The following is a 15,354-nucleotide window of genomic DNA, read 5'->3' as shown; positions in this document are numbered from 1 at the left end:
GGGGCAGTCCGCGCAGGCGGACTTCGCGAAGTTCCAGCGGCGAATTCATTCGCTCCGGCTGAGGGACGGCGTTGGCCGATGAGATCCGCCATCGGCATCATTCGCTCCGGCTAGGACTCGACCAGGGCGGCGGCGCCACGACGAAGGTGAGTTCCCGCGCAACTCCACGCATCCGCACGCCGTAGGGCGGATGGACGGAGGGCTCGCATCGGGCGACGATCGCGCCGGCGCTTCCCTTCCCTCACCCGAGGAGGCCCCTGCTCCACGTCGTGCACATGATCGAGCGCCATCATCCCGATCGCGCGCCCGCCATCACCCGGACGCTGGTCCTCGCATCCGCCAGCGCGCTCCTCGCCGGCATCGGGCTGCTGATCGCCTGACTCGCGCGGATCGTCTACCAAACGGAAGCCCCGTTCGACGCTGCTCGAACGGGGCTTCTGCCATCGCAATCTCACCACTGGCTGGGCGGCGGATCGGCCGTCTTGCCGCCGCGCTGCAGGACGGCGGCGCGAAAGGCCTGGTACTCGGGGGTGTCGTCGGCCAGGCGGGCCGTGTCCACGTTCAGCGTCTGGATGAGCGCGCGGGCGTTCTGCACGCGCTCCTGGCTCGTGGGGTGGCTCGCGAAGAACGAATCCAGCAGCCCCGGCTCGCGCTGCTGCTGCTGAAGCAGCTCCTCGAAGAACGTGGCCATGCCCTCCGGGTCGTAGCCGGCCGCGGGCAGCAGCTGCACGGCGCGCTGGTCCGCCTCGCGCTCGGCGTTGCGGCCGTAGCGCGCGAAGACGGCCGCGCCGCCCGCGTTGATCACCACCTGCTCCACGCCGCTGGGCTCGCGCCCCAGCACCACGTACACGAGCGTGACCAGCGCGCCGGCGCCGCGCCGCTTTTCCATCTGCTCGATGCCGTGGCGCTCCGTCACGTGCGCGATCTCGTGCCCCAGCACGCCCGCGAACTCCGACGCCTGGTCGGCGCTCTCGATGAGCCCGCGGTTGACGAAGATGTGGCCGCCCGGGATGGCGAACGCGTTCACCTCCGGCGAATCCACCAGGTAGAACGTGTACTCGCGCCCCGTGCGGTCCGCGCGCCGCGCCAGCTGCTGCCCCAGCCGGTTGAGCCCGCCCACCAGCTCCGGGTCGCGGATGAGCCGCACCTCCCGCTGCACCTGCGCGGCGTACTCGGCGCCCAGTTTGGCCTCTTCGTTCTGGTCGATGCCGCACGCGGCCAGCAGGGGCATCCCCAGCGCGCAGGCCGCGCGCACCCACCGCCCCTTTGGAGAACGTCGTGTGATCAAAGTGCTCCTCGCCCGATGGCGTTCCGTCGCAACCCGCGGATGTCGGTCATGATACGGGATCTCTCCCCTCCCGGTGCCAGTTCCGCGCCTCCGTCAGAAGGCGCATCAGGCGCGCGCGGTCGCCATCCACGATGGCCTGATGCAGGTCCTTCAGATGCACCCCCATCATTGCCAGGGCGGAATTGAGCGCATCGGCGTTGTCCAGCAGGATGTCGGCCCACATCTCCGGCGAGCTGCCCGCCAGCCGGGTCACGTCCCGTCCGCCGGGGCCCAGGTCCGCCGGTACGGAACCCGTCTGCGCGATCGTGAGTCCCAGTGCCGTGGAAACAACCTGCGGCAGATGGCTCCGCCATGCCATCCGCACATCGTGCAGGTCGGCATCGATCACTTCGGGCCGCGCGCCCACGCCCGCCCACAGTGCGGAGGCGAGCCGCATGGCATCGTCGGTCGTCTGCCGCGTGGGGGAGAGAAAGACGCGCGCGTCGGCATAGAGGCCCGCGCGCGACGCGTCCCATCCGCTGCGGTGGTCGCCGGCCAGCGGGTGCGACCCCACGAACCGGTCGCCAATCCCCATCTCCTCCGCCGCGCGGATGATGGACGACTTGGTGCTGCCCAGGTCCGTGACCAGCCGCACGGCGTCCAGGTGAGGCTCCAGCGTGTCCAGGACCACGCGCAGCAACGACGGGATGGTGAGGACGGGGCCGGCCAGGACGACCACGTCCACGGGATGACCGTAGCCTTCCTCCACGATCCCCGCCTCGACCGCCGCCCGCAGACGCGCGCGGTCCGTCTCCCACCCGAACACGCGGACGCCCCGCGCGGCCAGGTCGCGGGCCAGCGATCCGCCCATCAGCCCCAGGCCCACGACGACGGCGCTGCCGATGCCGTTCGATCCGTCGCTCTCCATCATCCGCGCTCCTTTCAGCCCACCAGCCGGACGACGCGGTTCTCCTTCTTCCCCTTGCGGAACAGGAGCACCTGGCCGTCGATGGCGTCATCGGCGCGGACGCGCAGCTCGGGCGAGGTGACGCGCGCGCCGTTCAGCGACACGCCGCCGCCCGCGATCAGCCGCCGCGCCTCCGCTTTGGACGACGCCACGCCCGCGTCCGCCAGGATGTCGACGACGCCCATCCCCTGCCCTTCCAGCGCCGCGCGCGGCACGTCCGTGGACGGCACGTCGGCGAACACGTCCAGCAGCTCCGCCGCCGGGAGCGCCTGTGCGGCCACGCTGCCGAAGAGCACGCCCGTGGCGCGTTCGGCGCGGGCCAGGCCCTCGTCGCCGTGCACCATGCGCGTGACCTCCGCCGCCAGCCGGCGCTGGGCCGCGCGCGCGGCGGGGTTGGCCGCGTGCTCCGCCAGCACCGCCGCGATCCCGTCCAGCGGCAGGAAGGTGAACGTCCTGAGGTAGCGCTCCACGTCGCGATCGTCCGCGTTGAGCCAGAACTGGAAGAAGCGGAACGGCGACGTGCGCTCCGCGTCCAGCCAGACGGCGCCGCCCTCCGTCTTGCCGAACTTGGTGCCGTTGGCGTTGGTCAGCAACGGCTGGACGATGCCGTGCGCGGGGCGGCCGCGGGTGCGGCGGATGAGCTCCATCCCGGACGTGATGTTGCCCCACTGGTCGCTGCCGCCCACCTGCAGCGTGCACCCGAACCGGTCGCTGAGCACGGCATAGTCGTGCGCCTGCAGCAGCGAGTACGCGAACTCGGTGACGGACAGGCCGGCCTCGGAATTCAGCCGCCGCGCCACGGAGTCCTTGGCCAGCATGTAGTTGACCGTGAAGTGCTTGCCCACGTCGCGCAGGAACTCGATGACGCCCAGCCCGCCCAGCCAATCGTGGTTGTCGATGACCCGCGCGCCCGCCGGCCCGCTGAAGTCCAGGAAGCGCTCCAATTGGGCCCGGATGGCGTCGACGTTGGCCTGCACCTGCGGGCGGGTGAGCAGCGGCCGCTCCACGGACTTGCCGCTGGGGTCGCCGATCATCCCCGTGCCACCGCCCACCAGCGCGAGCGGGCGGTGACCGGCACGCTGCAGGCGCATGGCCCCCATCACCTGCACCAGGTGCCCCACGTGCAGGCTGTCTCCCGTGGGATCGAAGCCGATGTACGCCGTCACGGGCCCGTCGGCCAGATGGTCGCGCACGCCCTCGCTGGCGGCGTGGACGAGGCCGCGCGCCTCGAGGTCGTCGAAAAAGGTGCCGTGGTCCATGGGTTTCGATCCGGTCGATGTAAGGAACAGCTGATTCGTGGGCTCCAGGCCCGTGCAGGCATGGCGGACGTTCTACCGCCCGCCGAGGGCCCCATCCCCGCCCCCTGCCCTCGCTCCGCGGGGGAGGGGGAGAACTTCATCTACCACCTACCTCTCCTTCCCACTTTGATTTCCTGAGGGAGGCGCCGCGCGATCCTGCCCGGTGCAGAGACCCTGGCGCCGACCGAAGGATCTCCTGTCCCGTGCTCGGCCTCTCCCATCACGCATGGACCCGCAGGGGCGCCATCCGTCCGCAGCGCCACCACCATGTACAGGCAGGCAAGATCCTTCGGGGCCACGGGCATCCTGCACGGGCGAGGTCCGCGCGGGCCCCTCAGGAAATCAACCGGGGCGGACGATCTGCCCACCAGCAGGGAGCCCAACGGGGCAAGAACCCACTTCCGCACTTTCGCACTTTCGCACTGCCGTTCACCCTTCCTCCAGCTGCACCCGGCGGCTCAGGCCCACCAGGTGCCAGAAGACGTAGCGCACGTCCTCGTCGGAGAGGCCGGCTTCGCGGGCCAGGGCGCCGGCGCGGCGCACGATGGACGCCTCGCGCGGCGGGTCCAGGATGGGCATCCCCAGCGCCTGCTTGAGCGGACCGACGCGCCGCGCCAGCGCCACGCGCTCCGCGATCAGCCCCACGATGCGCCGGTCCACCGCCTCGATCTCGCCACGGATGCGCGCCAGCTCGTCCGCCGGGCACTCCGCCGCGTCCGCCCCTGCCGCATCCGCCTCGTCGGGCGACTGCGGGAGGCGCCAGCCATCCAGGGCCGTGCTCACGCGGCCTCCCGCACGGCATCGGCTTCGGTGGAGGAAAGCGTGCGGCCGGCGGCGTGCGCAAAGGGGCGGATGCGCTCCATCAGCTCCGCGAATCCATCCAGCGTGAGCGACTGGTCACCGTCGCTCAGGGCCTGCTCCGGGCAGGGATGCACCTCCACGATGAGCCCGTCGGCGCCGGCGGCGATGGCCGCGAACGAAAGGGGCGCCACAAGGTCCGCGCGGCCGCCGGCGTGGCTGGGATCCACCAGCACGGGCAGGTGCGTCTCGGCCTTGAGGACGGGGATGGCCGCCACGTCCAGCGTGTTGCGCGTGGCCGTTTCGTACGTGCGGATGCCGCGCTCGCACAGGATCACGTCGCGGTTGCCCTGCGCCATCACGTACTCGGCCGCCATCAGCAGCTCCTTTACGGTCGCGCTCAGCCCCCGCTTGAGCAGCACCGGCCGCTGCACCCGGCCCACCTCCGACAGCAGCGCGAAGTTCTGCATGTTGCGCGCGCCGATCTGCAGCACGTCCGCGTATTCCGCCACCAGCTCCACCTGGCGCGTGTCCATCACCTCCGTGACGATGGGCAGCCCCGTCTCCGCCCGCGTCTCGGCCAGCATCCGCAAGCCCGCCTCGCCCAGCCCCTGGAAGGCGTACGGCGACGTGCGCGGCTTGAATGCGCCCCCGCGCAGCATCCCCGCGCCGGCGGACGCGATGGCGCGCGCCGTCGTCCGCAGCATGTCGCGGCCTTCCACCGAGCACGGCCCGGCGATCACGGCCAGCTCGCGTCCGCCCACCGTGGCTGCGTCGCCCACGCGGATGACGGTGGGGCGCGCCACGAACTCGCGCGCGGCGAGCTTGTACGGCTTGAGCACGGGATGGACGGACTCCACGCCCGCCAGGCTGAGCAGCGCGGCCTCCTGCAGCAGCGACTCGTCGCCGATGCAGCCGATGATGGTGCGCTGCTCGCCGCGCGACAGGTGCGTGCGCATCCCCAGCGTCTCGATGCGCTCGCGGATGTGGTCCAGCTCGGCGTCGCTGACGCCCGGTTTGGTGACGATGATCATCTGCGTTCTCTCCTGCGTGGTGACGGCGGTGGCGGACGATGGGCAATCAAAAAGGGCCCCCGGCGGTGTCCGGGAGCCCTTGCAGATGCCAGTGGCGAGCGATCCTACACGCGCGCGGCGGCCTCCTGGGTCCCGTGGGGGAGCCGGTAGTAGCGGTAGCCGCGGTAGTAGCTGGCGCGTGCGTGGATGCTCATGGCTCGTATCCTAATACGTTTCCAGACTAAATACAAGAGGCGCGATTCCAACCCGTTCCGCACGCGACACTTGGCGCGATACGCGTCGTGCTGCCGCCCTCTGCCCGGTCTCTTCCCTGCCCTGGCCGGTCTCGGCCGGCGAAGGTGGATGCCGGGCAAACGAAAGGACCCCCGGTAATCCGGGAGCCCTGGTCTGCCTGAGCGCGAGCGTCAGCTAGATGCGCGCGGCAAGCCCCGGACTCCCCGTGGGGATCCCGTAGTAGCGGTAGCCGCGATAGCCGGTGCGCGCGCAGATGCTCATGGGATCAAGCCTAACACGCTTCGGGGGGGAAGGCAAGCTTGGTTTAAGCATAACTATCTGAGAGGGAAAGATCCCCACAACCTCTAGTAATCGGCTGGAGCACACTTGACGCGGCCAATGAAAACGTAGAACTTCTCCGAACCTACCACAGCGCGATACATCCTCAACTTAGTCCTAAACCATGGCTCTCATCTCAAAGGAAGAAAGCGCTCTACTCGATATCGATGATTTCATCTTTCACGTAGTTCACCAAGGTGGCGCTGAACCACAACTACTTGATGCTACGCCTTTGGGAGGATTTAAGGAATTTTTTCTTGAGCGGGTGAAAGAGACGCTTCGTGGAAACCGATTCGTCTTCTTGCCCGATTCAGCTACGATGGAACGGCTCAGACAGGTAGCGCACGACCATACTGCCTTCGTTTCAGTTTCGAAGGAACTCGCGCGCGAGTTCCATACTCGACAAGATAAGCGCATCAAGCCCGGTGTATTCATCTTTATGCGCCTGAGTGCAGGGGCGCGATCATTTTTCTCGCTTCTTAAATATGACAACGAACAAGTTCTCATGTACGAAGTAGATCAAGCGCAAGCGATTTTGACTGAAATCACGAGAAGCTTCACCAAGAACACGAAAGCATTGCAGAAGTCTGCGTTAGTGGAACTTACGGCAGACAATGCAGAGATCGTTGTGGTCGATAAGACGGTACGGACGGACATTACAGATTTTTTCAGGAATTTCTTAGGGGTTAAGCGGCGATTCACCAATGCCGAGATGACGGTCCAGGTTCAGAAAGCCGTTTTGGATACGGTTGTAACTCATGCTGGAGAACTGCCGGTAGAGATCACAAGCCACGTCCACGAGCGTTTCTTGGAAATCGTGGAACAGCGTGATGAATTTGATGCACCACAGTTTGTAGCGGAGTACTTTGGTCCTCATGGAAGCGATGCCGTTGAAAAGAGTTTTACGCGGATTCTGGATCGTAGAGGACTCGGTGGAGAAGCGTTCCCGTTTGAGCGCGAAGCGGCTCTGACAGTGGAAACGCAGAAGTACCGCACAATCGAGGGGGTTTCGATACAGATTAAGGAGCAAGCAAAAAGTACCGTACAGATTACTCAGGATAATGACATGACTACCGTAACGATTCGCACACGCAGGCTGCTTCCACAATGAATCAGCTTTCAGGCCGAGCGAACGCATTAGTTCAAACGTTGAGCACAGGCGCTTATGTTACGGAACTACCCTCTCAACTGCGAATTGATGAAGCCACAATAGTCTCTGAGGCCCTTCTAGAGGACATTCGCCGCGTCTGTGGCGACTTAGCTTCTGCAGGACTGGGGCGCGTTAGATTATTTCCAGCGATTGGTTCTGAACTCACCATAGATTCAGTACGCTGGGAGAACGTGAGTGGCCAACGCTGCACTATTCTCATCGAGAAAGAAATCTCTCCGAAATGGTGTTACTTCTTCACTCTAGAAGGGTGGGCCACTGCAATCCGAAACCCAGAGTTCACGGCCGAGTTCGACACTGTGTGGGTTGCCGGACAGTTCTCCTCCTTTAGATCATATACTCTTTTGGTCTCACCTTGGGGAGGCCCGAGAGATTATTCGATTTCGGATGCGGTATCGTTCGAGCGGCCTCGGAGACTGGTTCGGGATCAAACAAGTCAAAGAGCCCCGGTTGAGGTTTCCAGATGGATTTTAACTCAAGTACCTGCACCGTCTCGAGTACTGGAGACATGGCAACGAGCTGCTATTCCCGCATTGATCAACTCGCTGCCATCGGAGATTCGAGATATCGATGGCCACGTCCATGTCGTGTTGAGGGGCCCGAGATCGACACCCATCCCAATCGCTAACGAGAACGGGCTCAACCCTGAATTTTACTCCGTTGTCAGTGATGCTGTCCAGTGGGTGTATTCGCCAGCACTTGACGCTGAAATTAAGTTTACCTTCCTCAACAACCATCTATCGCTTGACTGGCCACTGGGTAGTACTTGGCCAGCTGGTCTTCCGACAATTGTTAAAGCAAGTCTCGCGAGTGCGCGGGATGCGTTTGCATTTTACCTCCAAGGTAAGGCTGCTGAGAGCATCAAGGTCATGAGCGACTTGCGACGCTCGCTCCAAGACGATGTTTCTAAGGTTCAACAAGCTACACGCGATTTGCTGTCGGCAGTATGGCGTGACTTTGCGGTCGCGGGCGTTGTGCTCGCATTGCGAGCACCGAGTGCCAAAGATGCAATTTCCTCAGAGGCTCTTAAATTTGTGACCTTAGGCGTGGCGGTGCTCCTGGTAGTCAGCCTCTTAGTTACGATCGCTTCCAATATTCGTTTTAATGTACTCTCAAACCGCGGCAGACGCGACTGGCGAAAGAAGCTATACGGTTTTATCTCCGACACCGATTGGAATGTGCTCGTCGAGAAACCAATTAGCTCCGGTCGCTTTGTATTTTGGCTTGTGCTCACCACAACTGCTATCTTCTATGCAATCACAATATGGTATCTGTTCTCAATAGGTTTATCTAACCCTCCTGTTACGAAGGGCAGTAACAGCACGTTGGTTTATACTGCAATGCCATAATGCCGACTCTCTCTTCCTACGAAGATGCGGCTACATTATTGAGCCATAGGCTGTGCTGTTGCGGAACCAAGCTGCGGCTCGCGCGAAAGTCATGCATTCACATCTTAACGTCGGAGAAGTCTTGCCGGAGAGCTTACTTCTCCAATCCGCTCGGCGCGTACCCCGTGATGTGCGGCGAGATCGACGCCGCGCCTGCCGGCGCCGTCACCGACTAACCCCCGGAGGCTCGGCACAACGCGGAAGGTGCGATAAGTCGGCATCACAATCGTGACGTGCGGAGCGGAGATGCCTCACCGGAAGATGCAGTTGGTGCCGGCGAAGATGACCTGCACATAGCCCGCGGCCGTCGTGTCGGTGACGATGCCGTACAGCTCGCCCGCGTCGAACTCCTGCCCGAGCGACGTTTCCTCCACCTTCGTCGTGGGATACGCGGCCCGCAGCTGGGCCAGCGACGATCCGGAGCCGATGCCCGCCGCCGTCCGCAGCGCCGAACCCTCGTCCGCGAACCAGCCCACGAAGGCACTGTCCTGGAAGCTCAGCTGCAGGCCCGCCGCGTAGGTCGCCTGGAAGAGCGGCCCCGACGGGCACTCCTCCATCGTGCCCTGCCTGGTCGGCTGGCCCAGCACCGCGCCCACCCGCGCAAGCACCTGCTCCCGCGGCGCGCCGAACGCCAGCCGCGCCGGGGCGCCCGCGCCGCTCGCGAGCTCGATCCCGTCCCGCGCCAGCACGACGGCGGGCGCGGACGCGACGGGTGCCGCGGCCGTAGAATCCGCCGGCGTTACGGCGACGGCAGGCGCGGCGGCTGAATCCGCCGTCTTCGCATCCACCGGCCGGGCGGCATCGGCGGACGGCTCCGATCCGCAGGCGGCGAGCAGCAGGACGGCGATCGGCAACGTGTGGCGGTGCATGCGCATGGCTCCTCACGCGAAATCGGCTACGGACAACGTGCATCCCCCGATCCGCAATGTACGAACGACGAGAGCCCCGGCGCGAGCGTGCGCCGGGGCTCTCGTACGTTCATCCGCGCGACGGACGCCGGCGTCGCGCGATCAGCCCTGGGGCGGGGCGGCAGCGGGGACGAAGGTGGCGTCGAACCACGCTTGCCACGCCGTCTGCGCTTCCGCGGCCGCGTCCGCCGCGCGCTCACCGAAGAGGTACAGTCGGTGCGCCAGGTACACCTTGCCGCCCATGGCGTGCGGCACCAGGTGCGCGATCCCGGGCACGGGTCCGTCCAGGTGGATCAGCAGCTCCTCGGGCCACGCCGGCTGGCCCGCGAACTCCACGGTTCCCGACATCGGCGGCACACCCTCCGGCGTCTGCACGCGGTCGCCGACGGACGCGCCGGCCACGCCCAGCGCGCGCGTCCACGCATCCCACGCGGCCTCCTTCGGCGGCGCCGCCACGCCCATCACCTGCACGGGCACGCCCGCCTGCTCCGCGAAGTGGGCCACGTACGCCCGCAGCACGCGGAAGAACGACGCCCAGCCGTACGTGTGCCCCTCGAACTGCCCGTCCCAGTCGTCGCTCTCGGCGAACCAGCGGTGCACGACGCGGACGACGCAGCTGCCGCCATCGCGCGCCTCCACGATCCACTCCGTGGCCACGGGCCGGTCGTTGGGCCCCGGGTCGCTGCTCTCGGCCACGAAGCTGTGGGGCGGGTTCCACGCCGTGATCTTCGCGACCGAATCCATCCCCGGGCCAAAGCTGGACGTGGTGTCGCCGCCCACGCGGCCGTCCAGCGTGGTGGGCACGAACCACGAGGTGATCCCCGGCCCCGTGGCGATGGCGTTCCACACCTCCTCGGGCGTGCCGGGCACCTCGGTCTCGGCCTGGACGTAGCGGTGGCCGGATGGATCCTTGTGGACGGGCATTGGCGGTTACTCCGGTTGGGGTTCTTCTGCGATGGGCAGCGGATGCGCCACGACCACCAGCCGGTGCGGCCGGCCGCCGGGCGCGTGCTCGTCGTGGTAGCGCGCGGCCAGCTGCGTGACGGCCTGCGTGAGCTCGCGGGTGAACGCGGCGCGCTCCGCGGGCGAGCGAAAGCGGATCTCGGCGTCGATGCTGAGCGTGGGCAGGCGCTTGTCCGCCTCTTCGGATCGCCGCACCAGCGAGCTCACCTCGCGCACCACGCGCGCGGCCAGGGCGATCAGGTAGCTGGCGGAGAGCCGGTCGGCGCGGCGCACGGGGTCCGCGGCGGCGGGGCCCAGCGCGCCGGGCGAGACCACGTACGACGCCGCGCTGGCCACGAGCAGCCGCTCGGTGATGCCGCCCCATCGGCGCGTCTCGGCCTGCCGCACGAGGCCGTGGGCCTCCAGGGCGCGCAGGTGGTAGTTCACCTTTTGGCGCGGGATGCCCACGCGCTGTGCCAGCGCCGCGGCCGACGCGGGCTGCGACAGCTCGGCCAGGAGCCGGCTGCGCACCGGCTCCAGCGCGACCGCCGCGGCGGCCGGATCGTCGATCACTTCCACGTCAAGCATGCGCCTATCCTAGCCTTGACAATTTTTCTTGTCAAGGATGATGAAAATTGTTTAAACCGCCGCATGCAGGACGCAGGAATGCGAGAGCCCGGCGTCTGCTCGGCGCCGAGCCTTTTTATCCTGCGAATTCCAGCGTTGCCTGTCCCTCTTTGATGGATGCGGGAAACCGTCTCGTCGGAAACTCCAGACAGGAGCACAGCATGGCACGGCGACACACCGGCAACATGAATGGAGAGCGCTATCTCGCGAACAAGAGCGCGAGCAAGCGGGAGGTGCACGATCTCGACAACGAGAAGACCAACTGTCAGATCGACGAGATCATCCGCGCGAAGAACGACGTTCCCTACAACTCGCTCTCCTCCGCGCACACGGCGGGCTACGACAACTGCGCCTACTGCCTCGGCGGCTCGACGCGCTGATCCCGTCGCCCCACGACACGAGAGCCCCGGCGCCGTCCTGGCGCCGGGGCTCTCATTCAAGTTGAGTCGGTTCAAGCCCGCGTCGTCTCATGGCGATCTCCCGTCCGGGATACCGCCGCAGATCCGGATCGTGGAACCAATCCTGGGGCGCGTTCTCCGATCGCGGCGCCCACACTTCGTCGAGCAGCGCCTGCAGCACAGGGTCTTCGAACCGGATCAGGCCGCCGCCGATCACGCCTGGTGCCTGTCGTTGGAACGACGCCAGCGTGTCGGTGCGGAGATCCGGATGAAGGATTGCCAGCAGATGCTCCAGGGCATCGACGTCGAAGCCCGGCTGGATGCTCGCACGCTCCGCGGGCGTGAGCCGGAACGACGGATCGGGAGCATCCAGCCGCGCCCCTGTGTCACCTGCACGATGTGCCATCTGGCGACGCGGCCGCGGCTAGCTTGCCGTCGCGAGGGCCGCGACCCAGGCGTCCTCCGGCACGATGGCGATCGGCAGGCGGCGATCGTCCCGATAATCCACCGCTTTCTGGATCTTGGTCCCATACGTCGTGTGGAGCCAGTTGGGACTGCACAGCTCACCGATCACCACGAAGTCGACCTTGGCCGAAACGCTGGACGAGCAGTGGCCGCCACGCTGGACCACTTCTGCCTCGCAGGCGTTGCGCGTGCCATAGACGAACTGTCCCGTGAACACGAACGTCCGCCCGACGAACGCGAGGTCCGGGACCGGATCGTTCAACGGAAGCCGGCTGGAGCGGCCGGTCCCCGCCGGGATCTCCGGGGCCGCTCCGCTCACCGCCTGCAGCAGACTGGTCAGGTCCTCACGTTCTTCGGCGCTCACGATGCCGTCCGCGAAGATACGGCCCAGGCGCGCCGCGATCTCTCGCCCGGGCCACTGCTGGACGGCATGCGGATTGTGGGTGCACCATGCCAACAGGGATCGCGCCTCGGCATCGGAAACCTCTCCGTCCGCCAGGACTCCCCGCACGAATCCCATGAGCTCGTCCAGCGACCGTGAGGCGACGTGCGCGGCTCGGAACTTCGCGAGCGGCTGGCCATGGGCGTCGCGCCCGGCGGATCGGGAGCGCAACGCTTCAGCGTTGGCGAAATGCTCGCTGCCCATGACCCACCCGTCCATTCCCTCCCGCCAGATCATCGTGTCCTGCTGACGCAGTACGGCATCCAGATCCGCGCCCGAGACAGGACCGCGGATCTGCTTCAGCGGAGTCAAGAAGCACCAGACGCGAGGGTCCATGATGATCCGGAGATGAGATGAGGATGGCGCAGGACGGTAGCGCCAATATTCGGGTGAGGAGTCGAAGCAAGTCAAGGCTCAAGTTCACCGGCGAGACCCGCCATGCAACCGTCTGTGGGCCCGCACGCTCATAGAAACGCGCACGCCTTCGGGGCATCACCCACACCCACGCGCCCCCTTTCCCCCCATCCTTCAAGATGCGACTTTCCCTTCTCCACAGGACTGCGGTCCTGCCGCTGCTGCCGCTGCTGCTTCCGGGCATGCTGACCGCACAGGAGGTGATCGGCACCCGCGACGCGCGCACGGAGCGCGTGGACGCCGTGTTCGCCACGTACGACAAGCCCGATTCGCCCGGGTGCGCCGTGGGCGTGTACCGCGACGGGCAGATCGCCTATGCGCGCGGCTACGGCCTGGCGGACCTGGAGCGCCGCGTGCCCATCACGCCGCACACCGTCTTCGACCTGGGCTCCACCTCCAAGCAGTTCACGGCGTCCAGCATCCTGCTCCTGGCGCAGGACGGAAAGCTCTCCCTGGACGACGACGTGCGGCGCTGGATCCCCGAGCTGCCCCAGTACGCGCGCCCCATCACCCTCCGCAACCTGCTGAACCACACCAGCGGCATCCGCGACTACATCGGGCTGATGACGCTGGGCGGCGCGCGCATCGACGACGTGACGACGGAGGAGGACGCGCTGGCCGCCATCGTCCGCCAGCGGGAGACCAACTTCGCGCCGGGCGACGAGTTCCTGTACAGCAACTCGGGCTACTTCCTGCTGGCGGAAATCGTCAAGCGCGCGTCGGGAATGCACCTGCGGCAGTTCGCAAAAGAGCGCATCTTTGCGCCGCTGGGGATGCGGCGCACGCACATCCTGTCCGACTACGCCGACGTGGTGCCGGACCGCGCCCTGGCCTACGCGCCGCGCGACGAGGGCGGCTACCGCACGGACCTGCCGCGGTGGCTGCAGACGGGCGACGGCGCCGTCTTTTCCACCGTGGAGGAGCTGCTGCTGTGGGACGGCAACTTCTACGATCCACGCGTGGGCGGGCAGGCGCTGCTCACGGGGCTGCAGACGGTCGGAACGCTGACGAGCGGGCGGCAGCTGGACTACGCCGCGGGGCTGATGATCGGCAGCCACCGGGGGATGCGCACCGTGCGCCACGGCGGCGCGTGGGGCGGCTATCGCGCGGAGCTTCTGCGCGTGCCCGACGCGCACTTGAGCGTGGCCGTGCTGTGCAACCTGGGGACGAGCAGCCCGGAGCGGATGGCCACGTCCGTGGCGGAGATCTACCTGGAGAACCGGATGGAGCCCGCCGCGCCCCGTCCGCAGGCTCCGTCGGCGACGGCGTCCGCGCCGGCCGCGCCCGCGGTGCGGGTGGCGCCGGAGCGGCTGCAGGCACTGGCGGGCCTGTACCGCGATCCCGTGACGCGCGCCACGCGCACCATCACCTTCACGGACGGCAAGCTGTGGGTGGGCGTGGGCAACCGCTTCGAGCTGCGGCCGCTGAGCGAGGCGGAGTTCGAGGCCGTGAGCGCGCCCGTGCGGATGCACGTCCGCTTCGCGCCGGCCGCGGCGGGACAGCCGGCGCGGCTGACGTGGTCGCAGGACGGCGCCGAGCCCCTCACGGCGGAGAAGCTGGCGCTGGTGACGCCCACGCCGGACGAGCTGGCGGCCTACACGGGCGCGTACTTCAGCGAGGAGCTGCAGACCACGTATCGCCTCACGGTGGAGAACGGCGCGCTGACGATGCACGTTCGCGGCAGCGGCCCCATCCCGTTGCGCCCGCTGGTGCGCGACGAGTTCACGGCCGGGCTCACGCTGCGCTTCGCGCGGGACGCATCCGGCGCGGTGACGGGCTTCGCGCTGGATGCCGGCCGCGTGCGCAACCTGCGCTTTACCCGCACGGGCGCATAGGCGAGAGCCGAGCCACGAGACGGCTCGATTGATTCCGCGAACCGGCAAGCAGCGTCATCCTGAGGGAGCGCCGCACATAACGTGAACGCACGCAGGACTTTGGCGCGACCGAAGGATCTTGCGTGCGAGACTCGGAGGCGGATTCCGTGCACGAGGGCCGCCACAGAGTTTCGCGGGCAAGATCCTTCGTCGCCGCCATGGTCTTTCGCACGATCAGGATCGCGCGGCGGCTCCTCAGGATGACGCATTCGAGCGAAGTACCATGCGGAAGTGTGATACACCTTCCCCAATTCTCCGCGATTGTCATCCTGAGGGAGCGCCGCGCATAACGTGAACGCACACAGGACTTTGGCGCGACCGAAGGATCTTGTGTGCGAGACTCGGAGGCGGATTCCGTGCACGAGGGCCACCGCAGAGTCAGGATGACGCTGCTTGGCCCTATCCTGGTAATTCAGTCCCAGGATAACGCACCTGCGGGCTGCGCTGGCCTCTCCGCCAGCACCGCCTGCAAGCGATCCAGGTTCTGCTCGTTGGCGGGCTCGCTCAGGGGGCGCATCCGCTCGGCGAACTCGGGGCTCTCGAACTCCTGCACCCAGGCCAGGTGCGTTTCGTCGCCGCGCGGGTCCAGCGTGACCGTAAGCCGGTACCACGGCTTGACCACGTGCTCGATCACGATCCGCCGATCCGGCTCGATCTCCCGGAAGACGTTCTCGTTGGCGAAGTTGGCTCCGTTGGGTCCATGCATCACGAACACCCATCGGCCGCCGGGCGCGAACTCGAACTGCTCGAACGTGTTCGTGAACCCGTCCGGCCCCCACCACCGCGCCAGCCGCTCCGGCTGCTCGAACGCG

At 66.7% G+C, this 15,354-nt stretch carries 15 protein-coding genes; 4 read left to right on the top strand and 11 right to left on the bottom strand.

Annotated features, from left to right (window positions below; genetic code table 11):
• Positions 1-451 precede the first annotated feature (451 nt).
• The 5 genes from VFZ20_RS08910 to aroF all read right to left on the bottom strand — a co-directional run bounded on the left by VFZ20_RS08910 (position 452) and on the right by aroF (position 5,364).
• On the bottom strand, positions 452-1,288 hold the full coding sequence (locus tag VFZ20_RS08910) for a M48 family metallopeptidase (RefSeq protein ID WP_329683509.1): 837 nt from the start codon (positions 1,286-1,288) through the stop codon (positions 452-454).
• A gap of 46 nt (positions 1,289-1,334) precedes the next feature.
• Complete coding sequence (locus VFZ20_RS08905; protein ID WP_329683508.1) at positions 1,335-2,198, bottom strand: prephenate dehydrogenase; 864 nt, start codon at positions 2,196-2,198, stop codon at positions 1,335-1,337.
• An 11-nt stretch (positions 2,199-2,209) separates the two neighbouring features.
• The gene (gene tyrS / locus VFZ20_RS08900; RefSeq protein WP_329683507.1) at positions 2,210-3,493 is read right to left on the bottom strand and encodes a tyrosine--tRNA ligase; all 1,284 of its coding nucleotides are present in this window, start codon (positions 3,491-3,493) and stop codon (positions 2,210-2,212) included.
• A 468-nt stretch (positions 3,494-3,961) separates the two neighbouring features.
• Positions 3,962-4,315, bottom strand: coding sequence for a chorismate mutase (locus VFZ20_RS08895; protein ID WP_329683506.1), 354 nt, complete (start codon positions 4,313-4,315; stop codon positions 3,962-3,964).
• The gene (aroF, locus tag VFZ20_RS08890; protein ID WP_329683505.1) at positions 4,312-5,364 is read right to left on the bottom strand and encodes a 3-deoxy-7-phosphoheptulonate synthase; all 1,053 of its coding nucleotides are present in this window, start codon (positions 5,362-5,364) and stop codon (positions 4,312-4,314) included. Before aroF ends, VFZ20_RS08895 begins: the two co-directional genes overlap by 4 nt.
• A gap of 676 nt (positions 5,365-6,040) precedes the next feature.
• Between aroF and VFZ20_RS08885 the strand changes: the two genes are divergently transcribed.
• Complete coding sequence (locus tag VFZ20_RS08885; RefSeq protein ID WP_329683504.1) at positions 6,041-7,027, top strand: nucleoid-associated protein; 987 nt, start codon at positions 6,041-6,043, stop codon at positions 7,025-7,027.
• 590 nt (positions 7,028-7,617) lie between these two features.
• The gene (locus tag VFZ20_RS08880; protein WP_329683503.1) at positions 7,618-8,433 is read left to right on the top strand and encodes a hypothetical protein; all 816 of its coding nucleotides are present in this window, start codon (positions 7,618-7,620) and stop codon (positions 8,431-8,433) included.
• Positions 8,434-8,723: 290 nt separating this feature from the next.
• On the opposite strand, the gene VFZ20_RS08875 is transcribed toward VFZ20_RS08880, so the two are convergent.
• From VFZ20_RS08875 to VFZ20_RS08865, 3 genes are all read right to left on the bottom strand, one after another.
• A complete protein-coding gene (locus tag VFZ20_RS08875) occupies positions 8,724-9,341 on the bottom strand; it encodes a hypothetical protein (RefSeq protein ID WP_329683502.1) in 618 nt (205 codons plus the stop codon).
• 141 nt (positions 9,342-9,482) lie between these two features.
• Positions 9,483-10,304, bottom strand: coding sequence for an SRPBCC domain-containing protein (locus VFZ20_RS08870; protein ID WP_329683501.1), 822 nt, complete (start codon positions 10,302-10,304; stop codon positions 9,483-9,485).
• A gap of 6 nt (positions 10,305-10,310) precedes the next feature.
• Positions 10,311-10,910, bottom strand: a complete 600-nt coding sequence (locus tag VFZ20_RS08865) for a helix-turn-helix domain-containing protein (RefSeq protein ID WP_329683500.1) — start codon at positions 10,908-10,910, stop codon at positions 10,311-10,313.
• Between the two features lie 200 nt (positions 10,911-11,110).
• Here VFZ20_RS08865 and VFZ20_RS08860 point away from each other — a divergent pair, with 200 nt between their 5' ends.
• Entirely contained in the window at positions 11,111-11,329 is a 219-nt protein-coding gene (locus VFZ20_RS08860; RefSeq protein ID WP_329683499.1) for a hypothetical protein, read from the top strand.
• A 52-nt stretch (positions 11,330-11,381) separates the two neighbouring features.
• Here VFZ20_RS08860 and VFZ20_RS08855 read toward each other — a convergent pair whose 3' ends face one another.
• Both VFZ20_RS08855 and VFZ20_RS08850 read right to left on the bottom strand, forming a co-directional pair.
• On the bottom strand, positions 11,382-11,753 hold the full coding sequence (locus VFZ20_RS08855; RefSeq protein ID WP_329683498.1) for a hypothetical protein: 372 nt from the start codon (positions 11,751-11,753) through the stop codon (positions 11,382-11,384).
• Positions 11,754-11,771: 18 nt separating this feature from the next.
• Positions 11,772-12,590: a hypothetical protein gene (locus VFZ20_RS08850; RefSeq protein ID WP_329683497.1), complete on the bottom strand. Its 819-nt coding sequence runs from the start codon at positions 12,588-12,590 to the stop codon at positions 11,772-11,774.
• Positions 12,591-12,850: 260 nt separating this feature from the next.
• On the opposite strand from VFZ20_RS08850, the gene VFZ20_RS08845 reads away from it, so the two are divergent.
• Positions 12,851-14,503, top strand: a complete 1,653-nt coding sequence (locus VFZ20_RS08845; protein WP_329683496.1) for a serine hydrolase domain-containing protein — start codon at positions 12,851-12,853, stop codon at positions 14,501-14,503.
• 451 nt (positions 14,504-14,954) lie between these two features.
• On the opposite strand, the gene VFZ20_RS08840 is transcribed toward VFZ20_RS08845, so the two are convergent.
• On the bottom strand, positions 14,955-15,354 hold a 400-nt coding region (locus VFZ20_RS08840), incomplete at its 5' end, for an SRPBCC domain-containing protein (protein WP_329683495.1).

The organism is Longimicrobium sp. (assembly GCF_036280135.1).
Classification (GTDB): Bacteria; Gemmatimonadota; Gemmatimonadetes; order Longimicrobiales; family Longimicrobiaceae; genus Longimicrobium.
This window is presented reverse-complemented; position numbering and strand designations above follow the sequence as displayed.